Consider the following 14,266-nt stretch of genomic DNA (forward strand, 5'->3'; position numbering starts at 1 on the left):
AACGGAAAACTCCTTGGTAAACAATGAGTTATGTAAGTTTCGGCAGCAGGTTGCTTCAGTTCATCGAAGTCAAAAGGAAGTTGAAAAAGAGGTGTTGACAGCAGCGTGTAACGCTGTAGAATTCGCCTCCCGCTGACGAGAGATCGGAAGCGCAAGTGGTTGAAGTTGTTGAAGAAATCTTCGAAAGCTTCTGAAAATAATCACTTGACAGCAAATGAGGCTGCTGTAGAATGCGCGCCTCGGTTGAGACGAAAGATCTTAACCAACCGCTCTTTAACAACTGAATCAAGCAATTCGTGTGGGTGCTTGTGGAGTCAGACTGATAGTCAACAAGATTATCAGCATCACAAGTTACTCCGCGAGAAATCAAAGATGTAACCAACGATTGCTGAGCCAAGTTTAGGGTTTCTTAAAAACCCAAAGATGTTTGAACTGAAGAGTTTGATCATGGCTCAGATTGAACGCTGGCGGCAGGCCTAACACATGCAAGTCGAGCGGTAGAGAGAAGCTTGCTTCTCTTGAGAGCGGCGGACGGGTGAGTAATGCCTAGGAATCTGCCTGGTAGTGGGGGATAACGTTCGGAAACGAACGCTAATACCGCATACGTCCTACGGGAGAAAGCAGGGGACCTTCGGGCCTTGCGCTATCAGATGAGCCTAGGTCGGATTAGCTAGTTGGTGAGGTAATGGCTCACCAAGGCGACGATCCGTAACTGGTCTGAGAGGATGATCAGTCACACTGGAACTGAGACACGGTCCAGACTCCTACGGGAGGCAGCAGTGGGGAATATTGGACAATGGGCGAAAGCCTGATCCAGCCATGCCGCGTGTGTGAAGAAGGTCTTCGGATTGTAAAGCACTTTAAGTTGGGAGGAAGGGCATTAACCTAATACGTTAGTGTTTTGACGTTACCGACAGAATAAGCACCGGCTAACTCTGTGCCAGCAGCCGCGGTAATACAGAGGGTGCAAGCGTTAATCGGAATTACTGGGCGTAAAGCGCGCGTAGGTGGTTTGTTAAGTTGGATGTGAAATCCCCGGGCTCAACCTGGGAACTGCATTCAAAACTGACTGACTAGAGTATGGTAGAGGGTGGTGGAATTTCCTGTGTAGCGGTGAAATGCGTAGATATAGGAAGGAACACCAGTGGCGAAGGCGACCACCTGGACTAATACTGACACTGAGGTGCGAAAGCGTGGGGAGCAAACAGGATTAGATACCCTGGTAGTCCACGCCGTAAACGATGTCAACTAGCCGTTGGAAGCCTTGAGCTTTTAGTGGCGCAGCTAACGCATTAAGTTGACCGCCTGGGGAGTACGGCCGCAAGGTTAAAACTCAAATGAATTGACGGGGGCCCGCACAAGCGGTGGAGCATGTGGTTTAATTCGAAGCAACGCGAAGAACCTTACCAGGCCTTGACATCCAATGAACTTTCTAGAGATAGATTGGTGCCTTCGGGAACATTGAGACAGGTGCTGCATGGCTGTCGTCAGCTCGTGTCGTGAGATGTTGGGTTAAGTCCCGTAACGAGCGCAACCCTTGTCCTTAGTTACCAGCACGTCATGGTGGGCACTCTAAGGAGACTGCCGGTGACAAACCGGAGGAAGGTGGGGATGACGTCAAGTCATCATGGCCCTTACGGCCTGGGCTACACACGTGCTACAATGGTCGGTACAGAGGGTTGCCAAGCCGCGAGGTGGAGCTAATCCCATAAAACCGATCGTAGTCCGGATCGCAGTCTGCAACTCGACTGCGTGAAGTCGGAATCGCTAGTAATCGCGAATCAGAATGTCGCGGTGAATACGTTCCCGGGCCTTGTACACACCGCCCGTCACACCATGGGAGTGGGTTGCACCAGAAGTAGCTAGTCTAACCTTCGGGAGGACGGTTACCACGGTGTGATTCATGACTGGGGTGAAGTCGTAACAAGGTAGCCGTAGGGGAACCTGCGGCTGGATCACCTCCTTAATCGACGACATCAGCTGCTCCATAAGTTCCCACACGAATTGCTTGATTCATTGAAGAAGACGATAAAGAAGCAGCCCGAAATTGGGTCTGTAGCTCAGTTGGTTAGAGCGCACCCCTGATAAGGGTGAGGTCGGCAGTTCGAATCTGCCCAGACCCACCAATTTTGTGTGGGAAACGCCTGTAGAAATATGGGGCCATAGCTCAGCTGGGAGAGCGCCTGCCTTGCACGCAGGAGGTCAACGGTTCGATCCCGTTTGGCTCCACCACTACTGCTTCTGCGTTATGAAAGCTTAGAAATGAGCATTCCATCAGTGTGATGGTGAATGTTGATTTCTAGTCTTTGATTAGATCGTTCTTTAAAAATTTGGGTATGTGATAGAAAGATAGACTGAACGTTACTTTCACTGGTAACGGATCAGGCTAAGGTAAAATTTGTGAGTTCTCTTAATTGAGAAATTCGAATTTTCGGCGAATGTCGTCTTCACAGTATAACCAGATTGCTTGGGGTTATATGGTCAAGTGAAGAAGCGCATACGGTGGATGCCTTGGCAGTCAGAGGCGATGAAAGACGTGGTAGCCTGCGAAAAGCTTCGGGGAGTCGGCAAACAGACTTTGATCCGGAGATGTCTGAATGGGGGAACCCAGCCATCATAAGATGGTTATCTTGTACTGAATACATAGGTGCAAGAGGCGAACCAGGGGAACTGAAACATCTAAGTACCCTGAGGAAAAGAAATCAACCGAGATTCCCTTAGTAGTGGCGAGCGAACGGGGACTAGCCCTTAAGTGGCTTTGAGATTAGCGGAACGCTCTGGAAAGTGCGGCCATAGTGGGTGATAGCCCTGTACGCGAAAATCTCTTAGTCATGAAATCGAGTAGGACGGAGCACGAGAAACTTTGTCTGAATATGGGGGGACCATCCTCCAAGGCTAAATACTACTGACTGACCGATAGTGAACTAGTACCGTGAGGGAAAGGCGAAAAGAACCCCGGAGAGGGGAGTGAAATAGATCCTGAAACCGTATGCGTACAAGCAGTGGGAGCCCACTTTGTTGGGTGACTGCGTACCTTTTGTATAATGGGTCAGCGACTTATTTTCAGTGGCGAGCTTAACCGAATAGGGGAGGCGTAGCGAAAGCGAGTCTTAATAGGGCGTCTAGTCGCTGGGAATAGACCCGAAACCGGGCGATCTATCCATGGGCAGGTTGAAGGTTGGGTAACACTAACTGGAGGACCGAACCGACTACCGTTGAAAAGTTAGCGGATGACCTGTGGATCGGAGTGAAAGGCTAATCAAGCTCGGAGATAGCTGGTTCTCCTCGAAAGCTATTTAGGTAGCGCCTCATGTATCACTGTAGGGGGTAGAGCACTGTTTCGGCTAGGGGGTCATCCCGACTTACCAAACCGATGCAAACTCCGAATACCTACAAGTGCCGAGCATGGGAGACACACGGCGGGTGCTAACGTCCGTCGTGAAAAGGGAAACAACCCAGACCGTCAGCTAAGGTCCCAAAGTTATGGTTAAGTGGGAAACGATGTGGGAAGGCTTAGACAGCTAGGAGGTTGGCTTAGAAGCAGCCACCCTTTAAAGAAAGCGTAATAGCTCACTAGTCGAGTCGGCCTGCGCGGAAGATGTAACGGGGCTCAAACCATACACCGAAGCTACGGGTATCACGTAAGTGATGCGGTAGAGGAGCGTTCTGTAAGCCTGTGAAGGTGAGTTGAGAAGCTTGCTGGAGGTATCAGAAGTGCGAATGCTGACATGAGTAACGACAATGGGTGTGAAAAACACCCACGCCGAAAGACCAAGGTTTCCTGCGCAACGTTAATCGACGCAGGGTTAGTCGGTCCCTAAGGCGAGGCTGAAAAGCGTAGTCGATGGAAAACAGGTTAATATTCCTGTACTTCTGGTTATTGCGATGGAGGGACGGAGAAGGCTAGGCCAGCTTGGCGTTGGTTGTCCAAGTTTAAGGTGGTAGGCTGGAATCTTAGGTAAATCCGGGATTCTAAGGCCGAGAGCTGATGACGAGTTAACTTTTAGTTAACGAAGTGGTTGATGCCATGCTTCCAAGAAAAGCTTCTAAGCTTCAGGTAACCAGGAACCGTACCCCAAACCGACACAGGTGGTTGGGTAGAGAATACCAAGGCGCTTGAGAGAACTCGGGTGAAGGAACTAGGCAAAATGGCACCGTAACTTCGGGAGAAGGTGCGCCGGTGAGGGTGAAGGACTTGCTCCGTAAGCTCATGCCGGTCGAAGATACCAGGCCGCTGCGACTGTTTATTAAAAACACAGCACTCTGCAAACACGAAAGTGGACGTATAGGGTGTGACGCCTGCCCGGTGCCGGAAGGTTAATTGATGGGGTTAGCTAACGCGAAGCTCTTGATCGAAGCCCCGGTAAACGGCGGCCGTAACTATAACGGTCCTAAGGTAGCGAAATTCCTTGTCGGGTAAGTTCCGACCTGCACGAATGGCGTAACGATGGCGGCGCTGTCTCCACCCGAGACTCAGTGAAATTGAAATCGCTGTGAAGATGCAGTGTATCCGCGGCTAGACGGAAAGACCCCGTGAACCTTTACTATAGCTTTGCACTGGACTTTGAATTTGCTTGTGTAGGATAGGTGGGAGGCTTTGAAGCGTGGACGCCAGTCTGCGTGGAGCCATCCTTGAAATACCACCCTGGCAACTTTGAGGTTCTAACTCAGGTCCGTTATCCGGATCGAGGACAGTGTATGGTGGGTAGTTTGACTGGGGCGGTCTCCTCCTAAAGAGTAACGGAGGAGTACGAAGGTGCGCTCAGACCGGTCGGAAATCGGTCGTAGAGTATAAAGGCAAAAGCGCGCTTGACTGCGAGACAGACACGTCGAGCAGGTACGAAAGTAGGTCTTAGTGATCCGGTGGTTCTGTATGGAAGGGCCATCGCTCAACGGATAAAAGGTACTCCGGGGATAACAGGCTGATACCGCCCAAGAGTTCATATCGACGGCGGTGTTTGGCACCTCGATGTCGGCTCATCACATCCTGGGGCTGAAGCCGGTCCCAAGGGTATGGCTGTTCGCCATTTAAAGTGGTACGCGAGCTGGGTTTAGAACGTCGTGAGACAGTTCGGTCCCTATCTGCCGTGGACGTTTGAGATTTGAGAGGGGCTGCTCCTAGTACGAGAGGACCGGAGTGGACGAACCTCTGGTGTTCCGGTTGTCACGCCAGTGGCATTGCCGGGTAGCTATGTTCGGAATAGATAACCGCTGAAAGCATCTAAGCGGGAAACTAGCCTCAAGATGAGATCTCACTGGAACCTTGAGTTCCCTGAAGGGCCGTCGAAGACTACGACGTTGATAGGTTGGGTGTGTAAGCGCTGTGAGGCGTTGAGCTAACCAATACTAATTGCCCGTGAGGCTTGACCATATAACACCCAAGCAATTTGACTACTCGAAAGAGCATCAGATTGCGGTGTGTGAAGACGAAAATGAACCGAAAGTTCGACGCTCACAAAACACCGAAAGCTGTCACATACCCAATTTGCTGAAGCGAGGCATACGCCACGACTCAGTACCCGAATTTCTTGACGACCATAGAGCATTGGAACCACCTGATCCCATCCCGAACTCAGCAGTGAAACGATGCATCGCCGATGGTAGTGTGGGGTTTCCCCATGTGAGAGTAGGTCATCGTCAAGATTAAATTCCAGAACCCCAATTGCGAAAGCAGTTGGGGTTTTGTTTTGGGCGGTCGAAAAGTTCAGCACCGCAAATCCCCCGACAAATTTGCACAGTTATTTCTGAACCAGACCACTAGAATAGGCACCTAACCTTTTTTAGAGTCTGAGCCCTACCTATGCCCGATCCGGTTGATGCCCTTGAGGTGTCGGATTTACCACTGGACGACCTGGTGGCATGCCATGAGTGCGATTTACTGATGCGCAAACCAGTGCTCGCCCTCGGCGAAAAAGCCCAATGCCCGCGTTGCGGTTACGAGCTGTACGCTCACCGCCATAACGTCGTTGAGCGAAGCCTTGCCTTGGTGCTGGCGGCGTTGCTGTTGTACATCCCCGCGAACTTTCTGCCGATCATGCAGCTCAATCTACTTGGGCAGTCCTCCGAAGACACCGTCTGGAGCGGCGTCGTCGCCCTGTTCGATACCGGCATGCAAGGCGTCGCCGCTGTCGTCTTCCTGTGCAGCATGGGTATTCCCTTGCTCAAGCTGCTCTGCCAGTTGGCAGTGTTGCTCAGCATCCGATGGAGCATCGGCCGCAGTTATGGACTGCTGTTGTACCGCATCTACCATCACATGAAAGACTGGGGGATGTTGGAGGTCTATCTGATGGGCGTCCTGGTAGCGATCGTTAAACTCGCCGATATGGCCGCCATCACGGTAGGTCTCGGTCTTGTCTGCTTTGTCAGCTTGTTAATGGTTCAGGTGTTGCTTGAGGTGGTGATGTCGCCCCACCAGATCTGGCAAGCGTTGTCAGGAGAGGATGAACATGCGGGCGATTGATGCAGGCATTCTGATTTGTACCGAATGCCACGAGTTGAACAAACAAGACGCCGACAGCGACGAGCAAATTTGCACGCGTTGTGGTGCGCTGATCCATGCTCGTCGCCCCAACAGCCTTGCCCGCACATGGGCGCTGCTGATTACGGCGGCCATCTTGTACATTCCCGCCAACCTGTTGCCGATCATGACTATCAACTCCCTTGGTCAGGGCGATCCCAGTACCATCATGGCGGGTGTGATCCAACTGGTGCAGCACGGCATGTTCCCCATCGCCGCTGTGGTGTTCATTGCCAGTATCCTGGTGCCCACGTTCAAGCTGGTCGGCATAGGTCTGCTACTGTTCTCGGTGCAGCGTCGCCAACCGCTGTCCGCGCAACAACGCATTGTGATGTACCGCTTTATCGAATTCATTGGCCGCTGGTCCATGCTGGATATCTTCGTGATCGCCATCCTGGTGGCGGTTGTAAACTTTGGGCGCCTTGCCAGTGTCGAGGCCAATCTCGGCGCGGCAGCGTTCGCCAGTGTGGTGATCTTGACGATGCTTGCCGCAGTAACTTTCGATCCCCGACTGATTTGGGATAACACGGAGTCGGACGACGACCATGAGTGATTTGCCTAAAGCTAAAACCCGCCCAGCCTCCAACTGGTCGGCCATTTGGGTGCTGCCCCTGATTGCCCTGATCATCGGTGGCTGGCTGGGGTGGCGTGCCTATTCCCAACAGGGCATCGATATCCAGGTGCGCTTTGAAAGCGGTGAAGGCATCCAGGTCAACAAGACCGAAGTGGTCTACAAAGGCATGCCGGTGGGTAAGGTCAAGGCGCTGGCCTTGGATGACGAAGGTAACAATCGCGGGGTGATCGCCACCATCGAGATGAACAAGGACGTCGACCAGTACCTCAAGACCAACACGCGTTTCTGGCTGGTCAAACCGAGCGTCACCCTCGCCGGTATCACCGGCCTGGAAACCCTGGTGTCAGGTAACTACATCGCCGCGAGCCCTGGCGACGGGGAACCCACACGCAAATTCAAGGCGCTCTCCGAAGAGCCGCCTTTGTCCGATGCCAAGCCCGGCCTGCACCTGACCGTCAAGGCCGACCGCCTTGGCTCACTCAACCGTGGCAGTCCGGTGTTCTACAAACAGATCCAGGTCGGCCAAGTCAAAAGCTACCTGCTCTCCGAAGACCAGAGCACGGTCGAGATCAAGGTCTACATCGAACCCACCTACGCCAGCCTGGTGCGTAAACACACACGTTTCTGGAACGCCAGCGGCATCAGCATCGACGCCAACCTGTCCGGTGTGAAAGTCCGTAGCGAATCGCTCTCCAGTATCGTCGCCGGCGGTATCGCCTTCGCCACGCCGGAGAATCGCAAGGACAGTCCGCCCACCGATCCGAGCCTGCCCTTCCGTTTGTATGAAGATTTCGATGCGGCCGCTGCCGGCATCAGGGTCAAGGTCAAGCTCACCGACTTCGAAGGCCTGCAGGCGGGGCGCACCCCTGTCATGTACAAAGGCATCCAGGTCGGCAGCCTGAAAACCCTGAAGATCAACCCAGACCTTTCCAGTGCCAACGCAGAACTGACGCTCGATCCCCTGGCCGAAGATTACCTGGTACAGGACACTCAATTCTGGGTCGTCAAACCTTCCATATCCTTGGCAGGTATCACCGGGCTTGAGGCCTTGGTCAAGGGTAACTACATCGCCATTCGCCCAGGCGACAAAGGCACCCCTCCACAAAGGGAGTACGTGGCCCGCGCCAAGGCACCACCATTGGACCTGCGCTCGCCAGGTCTGCACATGGTGCTGTTCACCGACAACCTCGGCTCCTTGGATGTCGGCAGCCCGATCCTTTACAAGCAGGTCAAGGTCGGCTCGGTGCAGAGCTACCAGTTCTCGCGCAAGAACAAGCAACTGGTGATCGGCGTCCACATCGAGAAGGAATACGAAAACCTGGTCAACGGATCGACGCGCTTCTGGAACGCCAGCGGCGTCACCCTGACCGGTGGCCTCACCGGCGGCATCCAGGTCAAGAGTGAATCCCTGGCCAGCCTGATGGCCGGCGGCATCGCGTTCGAAACCCCGGAACCAAACGTACCGCTGAAAAAGCGCATCCCGCGTTTCCGTCTGTTTGCAGACCGCGAAGCCGCCAACCAGCACGGCACCCTGGTGACCATCAAGGTCGACCGCGCCGACGGCATGCGTCCAGGTACTCCGGTACGTTTCAAAGGCCTGGATGTGGGCAAGATTGAAAGTGTCGACCTCAGTGCCGACATGCAATCGGTGCTGCTCAGCGCACGCATCACTCAAGTAGCAGACCGCATCGCACGCGTCGGCAGCCAGTTCTGGGTGGTCAAGCCTGAGCTGGGTCTGATGAAAACCTCCAACCTGGAAACCCTGGTCACTGGGCAATACATCGAAGTGCAGCCAGCGGCAAAAAATGCCGGCCCACAAAAGAGTTTTGTCGCGCTGGATCAACCCCCAGAAGCTGTGCATCAGGAAGCTGGTTTGAGTCTGACCCTCAGCGCCGCACGCCGCGGTTCGCTGAAGGAAGGTGTACCGGTCACCTATCGCGAAGTCACCGTGGGCAAAGTGACCGGCTACGAATTGGGCCAGACCGCAGACCGTGTGCTGATCCATATCCTGATCGAGCCTAAATATGCGCCACTGGTACGAGGCGGTAGCCGCTTCTGGAATACCAGTGGGTTTGGCCTCGACTTCGGTCTATTCAAAGGCGCTACTGTGCGAACTGAATCCTTGGAGACGTTGGTTGCCGGTGGCATCGCCTTCGCGACACCGGACGGCGAGCGCATGGGCAATGCCGCCAGGCCACAACAAACCTTCCCGCTGTTCGACAAGTTTGAAGATGAGTGGCTGACCTGGGCGCCTAAAATACCACTCGGTAAATAAGCGCTCACAAAAAAGGCCGCGATCCAGAAGATCGCGGCCTTTTGCATTTCAGCGAAACAAATCAGACCTCATCCAGCTCCGGCTCATCCGCCTGCACATTCACTGTCGCCTTCACCACATCGTGGCGACGGATGTACTTCCAGTCCGCCTCATCGATATAGATCCCGTTCGGGCCACTGCCACCTTCCAGGTCGATCGCCACCTGCGCCGACACCTGCGGCTTCACACTCGCCAAAATCGGCACAAAACCCAGCTGCAAACTGGTCTCCAGCAACGCCGCCTGGTTCTTCTCATCGATGTCCGCCGCCTCATCGAGGTAGTACGGCAAGCGCACGCGTCCGGCCTGGTCACGGTCCATCAAGTGCAGCAACAAATACATGTTGGTCAGCGCCTTGATGGTCATGGTGGTGCCGTTGGACGCCGCGCCATCGATGTCGGTATGGATTACCGGCTGGCCATGCACCTTGGTGATCTCGAACGCCAGCTCGAACAAGTCCTTGAGGCCCAACTGGTTATGATTGGCGGCCACCAGGCGTGCCAGGTATTCCTTGGCTTCTTCGTTCTTGTTGTCCTGCTCGGCGCTCTGGCTCAGGTCAAACACCGACAGTGTTTCGCCTTCTTCATACTGACCGGCACTGTGGATGATCTGGTCAATATGCTTGAGCGCTTCCTTGTTCGGCGCCAGCACGATGCGGAAGCTTTGCAGGTTGGACACCTGGCGCTTGTTGATCTCGCGGTTGAACAGCGCCAGTTGGTGTTCAAGGCTGTCGTAGTCGCTGCGGATATTGCGCAGGGTCCGCGCAATATCGGTGACCGCCGCACGGCGTGCCTTGCCCAGCGTCAGGGCTTCATCGGTACGGTGTGCATAAGCGTTGATCAGCAACTGCAGGCGACGCTCGACATCATCCTCGCTGTCGAACTTGGCCACGCCCTTGAGGCGCACCTGCGCATACAACGCTTCGATCTGGCCATCAGCGCGCAGCAACCCTTGCCAACTGTCCTGATAGTCATTGAGCAACGGCAGCAGGTTGTCCATGGAGTCATCGACCGGGTCCATGAACGGTGTACCGAACGGCAAGTCAGCCGGCAGCAGCTGACGACGGCGCAACGCGTCATCCAGCGTGCGCTGCTTGGCTTCCATATCGCCGATCTGACGGCCCACCAGTTGCAGCTTGGCCGACAGTTGCTGGACGCGTTCAGTGAAGGCATCACTGGAGCGTTTCAACTCATCCTGCGCCGCTTCCATCTGCACCAGGTTTTCCAGCTTCTCGCCTTCTTCTGCGCTCAGGGTTTGGGCGCGGCGGAAGTCTTCCAGGGCCTTTTGCGCATCCAGCACCTGCTGGTACAACGCTTCGGTCTGAGTCTTGCTCGCCGCGCGGTCAGAGGCTACGGCTTGCTGGGTTTTCAGTTGCTTGAGTTCTTTCTCCAGACGCTCTTTCTGGTCGCGCAACGCCGCGCGGTCTGCAAGTGCCTGCAACGCTGGCGGTTCAATGTGGGAGATGTCGATGGACAGCCCCGGCACTTCAAAGCGCTCGCCCTTGAAGCCATCGAGGATCTGCTCCAGGGATTTGACCCACTGGCCATCCTCGTCCAGGGTGATGCCGTGCTCGCCCAACGGCAGGCTGAACAACGAACTGTTGAACAGGCGCATCAGACGCTCGACGTCCTGCTGTGAGAATTCCTCCCGCAGCTTGGCGTAGCTGTTGTTGTCGGCGTGATCGAGCTGCTGCTTGACCGACTTCAAGCGCTTTTCCAAGTCACGCAGCCGCTCGTCCAGGTCCTCGGCGCTGAACTGCCGGGACTGCGCCAAGGCACCCGCCAATTCATCGTGCGCATCCTTGGCCGCCAGCAACTGCTGCTCCAGTACTTTCACGTCATCCACCAGGGCAAAGCGATGCTTGAGCACCGACAGCTCGCCCAGCCAACGCTGGATCCCGCTGATCTCACGCTCCAGGCGCATCAGCTCCTGCGTGCCGCCACGCTGGTCGTTCTGCAGCGCGTCCTGTTCATTGCGGTAGTGCTCGGCCTGGATGGTCAGCTCTTCCTTGCGCGCACTGGCATAGTCCGACCAGGTGCCCAGCAACGAATCGAGCAACGGCGACAGGCGATGCAACTTGCCGCGCAACACGTCGCGCTGGCGAACGCCATTGGACAGCGCCTCGACCAGCGGCCCGGCGGCGACCAGCGAGTTGTAGTCCTGCTCCATGCGTCGTACATCGCGGAAGGCTTCTTCGCACGCAGCGATGTAATCCACACTGCCGGAGCGCAGGCTGTGTTCAAACGCATCGAGGAACAATTGCTTGAGTTTGGCCGCGGTGATTTCGCGCATGTGCAGCAGGTTGATAAATAGCGCGCGGAAGGTCTTCAGGCTCTGCTCGCTGGTGGAACGCAGCGGAATCAGGGTCAGGTCCAATGGGATCGACGTGTGGCCGCCCACCAGCAAACGGCGCAGTTCATCCGGCTTGAGTTCGTAGGCTTTCAAACCTTCGCGCTCAAGGTTGGTGAACAGTTCTTTCTGGCGCAGGCAGGTGTCGTTTTTCTGGTAGTGGGCCAGGTCCAGCTTGCCCGCATAAGCAAAGAACTGGTGACCGAAACCGCCGCCCGGGCCACGCCCGACCACGCCGATGACATGCGGGCCGTGGGGCAGGGAAACTTCCACCAGGATGTAGCTGGTGTCGGTGGCAAAGTAGAAGCGCCGCGATTGTTCCAGGGTGTACTTGCCGAAACTCATGTCCGACATGCGCGCCAGGATCGGGAACTGCAAGGCGTTGATCGAGGCGGATTTACCCAGGTTGTTCGCGCCATACACCGACAGCGGTTCTTCCAGCGGGAACAAACCCAGGCTGTAACCGGCGGTGTTCAATAGGGCGAAGCGGCGGATGCCGTAGCGTTCCTTACTCATGCGTCGGTCTCCTGTTCTTCGGCAATGGCGCGGGTCAGGGCGTCTTCTTCGCTTTCGTCGGCAAAGTCACTCAAGTCCAGCGGGTCATCGGTTTTCAGCAATTTCTCATCGCTGTCTTCATCGATGATCACCGGCGCCGGCAGTGGCAGCACGCTGTGCACGCTGGCCGCGAGATCACGGTCTTGCTGCACCGACAGGCACACATCAAGGAAACGGTGCATGGGCGGCAGGAAGCGATAGATGCCGTTGTCTTCGCTGGCAAAACCCAGCTGGGTCATGCGGCGCATGATTTTCTCTTCGAGCTCTTCCTGGGTCTGCACTTCGGCCTGGATAAACAGGTCGCGGTACTTCTCCAGCAGCGACGGCAGTTCATCGCGGCCCAGGCTGCCACCATCAAGCACGGCAATCGGGTCGCGGCCCTGGTCGGCCAGGTGCTCGACGATGATGAAGGTGAACAATGCCAGGCGCTGGGCAGTCTTGTTCACCTGCGCGGCGGCCACGGCGGTGTCCGGCACGAAGTAGTAGAAACCCCGCGTATCGCAGACCAGTTCAAAGCCCAGGGCCTTGAACAACGTGCGGTACTGGTCCTGGAAGTTCGACAGTTGCGCGTACAGCTCCGGGTCGCGGCGGCTGACGTGGTAACCCTTGAACAGCTCGCGAAAGATCGGCGCCAGTTGGGACAGTTCGGATAGATCAAGATGCATGGGGTGTACTCGCAGAGTGCTCGGCGGCGTCGGATCCGGCCGGGAGCAGGGCGAAGGAGCGCAGGCTGACCTGGTGCTCGGTTGTGTGGTAGTCGCGGCGTTCCAGGCGTTCGCGCTTGAAGCGTTTCTCGCGGGACAGGCGCGAGAACCAGTACAGCAATTCGTCGGTGGCGCCTTCCGGCTCCTGCTCCAGCAGCCAGGTCATCAGGTCCGGCATCGGCAGCGCGTCTTCGCAGCGTTCGAGCATCTCCTTGACCGTGCGCGGCGCGCGTTGGGCTTCGCCTTTGTAGGATTTGTGCGCCTTCGGAAACTTCGCCGGTTTCGGCTCAAAGTTCGCCAGGGCGTACACATAAGCTTCCACCTGGCTGGCACTGCCGAGGAAGGTGCTTTGCGGTCGGGTAAACATCGGCATCGCCGCTTGCGGCACCGCGTCCAGCCCTTTACGGCGGATGGCCGACAGGGCCAGCGCCGCGCCACGGGTCACGGCGTTGTGCCGGCGCGCTTCTTCACGCAGCGGTAGCAGCAGTTCGCGGGCATGACGCAAGGTCAGCTGGGCGCTGGTCTGCATTTCGAGGATGCGCGCGTGGGTGCGCAGCAGCATGTCGTCATCCACCAGGTGGCCGAGGCGCTGTTGCTCGGTGAGCATGCGCAGCAGCACATTTTCCACCTTGCGCACGCCTTGTTCGAAGGCGCCGTCGGCGTTCACCAGTTGGATCATCGGTTCGACGTATTCGTCCCAGGTTGCCAGGACTTCGGCGTAACGCTGGCGCAACGGGATCTGCCGGTCGCTGGTCTTGGCCCGGTCGGCCACGGCGGCCAGGGCTTGTTCGTCGTTGGCGAGTTTTTTCAGCACGTCCCGCACGCGCATGTCGAGCAGGCGCAGTTGGCGGGCGAGGTCGTGGCCATCACGGATGTCGAAGGCGTCCTGGATGTAGCCTGCCAGGCGCTCGAGGTGGCGCAGGTAGGCTTCGATTTCCAGGCACAGGCCAAGCCGGTGCTCCTTGCGAAGATAAGCCAGGAAGTCGTGGATCTGTGCGTTGAGCTCGAAACGGTTCGGGCTCTTGGCGACAGGCACCAGGATGTCCAGGCGAATCCACACGTCCAGCAGGCTGGTAATGTCCTGTGGCGTGCTGTCCAGTTGTTGGGCCGCCAATTGCGCGCGCAACTCGCCAAGGCTCAAGGTGCCTTGGTCGAAGTGTTCGCACAGTGGCTCAAGCAGGGCCCAGTGTTCGGCGAGGGCGCGCAAGACGCGCTTGGGTTCGATCATCGGAATGGCCGGCTGGTTGGCGATTAA

At 56.2% G+C, this 14,266-nt stretch carries 6 protein-coding genes, 2 tRNA genes and 3 rRNA genes; 8 read left to right on the plus strand and 3 right to left on the minus strand.

Annotated features, from left to right (window positions below; genetic code table 11):
- Positions 1 to 429 precede the first annotated feature (429 nt).
- The 8 genes from CI807_RS10105 (at position 430) to CI807_RS10140 (ending at position 9,366) form a co-directional block, all read left to right on the plus strand.
- Positions 430 to 1,966: ribosomal RNA gene (locus tag CI807_RS10105) — 16S ribosomal RNA — on the plus strand.
- A gap of 83 nt (positions 1,967 to 2,049) precedes the next feature.
- Positions 2,050 to 2,126: transfer RNA gene (locus CI807_RS10110), tRNA-Ile, on the plus strand.
- A 30-nt stretch (positions 2,127 to 2,156) separates the two neighbouring features.
- Positions 2,157 to 2,232, plus strand: a tRNA-Ala gene (locus CI807_RS10115).
- 247 nt (positions 2,233 to 2,479) lie between these two features.
- Positions 2,480 to 5,371: ribosomal RNA gene (locus CI807_RS10120) — 23S ribosomal RNA — on the plus strand.
- 156 nt (positions 5,372 to 5,527) lie between these two features.
- Positions 5,528 to 5,643, plus strand: a 5S ribosomal RNA gene (gene rrf / locus CI807_RS10125).
- Together the 16S, 23S and 5S rRNA genes with 2 tRNA genes alongside form the textbook arrangement of a ribosomal RNA operon.
- Positions 5,644 to 5,800: 157 nt before the next feature.
- Positions 5,801 to 6,460, plus strand: coding sequence for a paraquat-inducible protein A (locus CI807_RS10130; RefSeq protein WP_095014570.1), 660 nt, complete (start codon positions 5,801 to 5,803; stop codon positions 6,458 to 6,460).
- A complete protein-coding gene (locus tag CI807_RS10135) occupies positions 6,447 to 7,070 on the plus strand; it encodes a paraquat-inducible protein A (RefSeq protein ID WP_033898388.1) in 624 nt (207 codons plus the stop codon). Before CI807_RS10130 ends, CI807_RS10135 begins: the two co-directional genes overlap by 14 nt.
- Positions 7,063 to 9,366: a PqiB family protein gene (locus tag CI807_RS10140; RefSeq protein WP_095014571.1), complete on the plus strand. Its 2,304-nt coding sequence runs from the start codon at positions 7,063 to 7,065 to the stop codon at positions 9,364 to 9,366. Before CI807_RS10135 ends, CI807_RS10140 begins: the two co-directional genes overlap by 8 nt.
- A gap of 61 nt (positions 9,367 to 9,427) precedes the next feature.
- On the opposite strand, the gene mksF is transcribed toward CI807_RS10140, so the two are convergent.
- The 3 genes from mksF to mksB are packed head-to-tail and all read right to left on the minus strand — an operon-like array spanning position 9,428 to position 14,239.
- The gene (gene mksF, locus CI807_RS10145; RefSeq protein WP_095014572.1) at positions 9,428 to 12,268 is read right to left on the minus strand and encodes an Mks condensin complex protein MksF; all 2,841 of its coding nucleotides are present in this window, start codon (positions 12,266 to 12,268) and stop codon (positions 9,428 to 9,430) included.
- The gene (gene mksE, locus CI807_RS10150) at positions 12,265 to 12,972 is read right to left on the minus strand and encodes an Mks condensin complex protein MksE (protein WP_095014573.1); all 708 of its coding nucleotides are present in this window, start codon (positions 12,970 to 12,972) and stop codon (positions 12,265 to 12,267) included. The genes mksF and mksE overlap by 4 nt, the downstream gene beginning before the upstream one ends.
- Complete coding sequence (gene mksB / locus CI807_RS10155; protein ID WP_095014574.1) at positions 12,962 to 14,239, minus strand: Mks condensin complex protein MksB; 1,278 nt, start codon at positions 14,237 to 14,239, stop codon at positions 12,962 to 12,964. The genes mksE and mksB overlap by 11 nt, the downstream gene beginning before the upstream one ends.
- Positions 14,240 to 14,266: the final 27 nt, after the last annotated feature.

Origin of the sequence: Pseudomonas sp. NS1(2017), assembly GCF_002269425.1 — a bacterium.
Taxonomy (GTDB): Bacteria; Pseudomonadota; Gammaproteobacteria; order Pseudomonadales; family Pseudomonadaceae; genus Aquipseudomonas; species Aquipseudomonas reactans.

What these genes read in the sequence shown, in the direction of transcription:
- CI807_RS10140 (WP_095014571.1), top strand. Translation starts at nt 7,063, where the DNA reads ATGAGTGATTTGCCTAAAGCTAAAACCCGCCCAGCCTCCAACTGGTCG.
- mksE (WP_095014573.1), bottom strand. Translation starts at nt 12,972, where the DNA reads ATGCATCTTGATCTATCCGAACTGTCCCAACTGGCGCCGATCTTTCGC.
- mksF (WP_095014572.1), bottom strand. Translation starts at nt 12,268, where the DNA reads ATGAGTAAGGAACGCTACGGCATCCGCCGCTTCGCCCTATTGAACACC.
- CI807_RS10135 (WP_033898388.1), top strand. Translation starts at nt 6,447, where the DNA reads ATGCGGGCGATTGATGCAGGCATTCTGATTTGTACCGAATGCCACGAG.
- CI807_RS10130 (WP_095014570.1), top strand. Translation starts at nt 5,801, where the DNA reads ATGCCCGATCCGGTTGATGCCCTTGAGGTGTCGGATTTACCACTGGAC.
- mksB (WP_095014574.1), bottom strand. Translation starts at nt 14,239, where the DNA reads ATGATCGAACCCAAGCGCGTCTTGCGCGCCCTCGCCGAACACTGGGCC.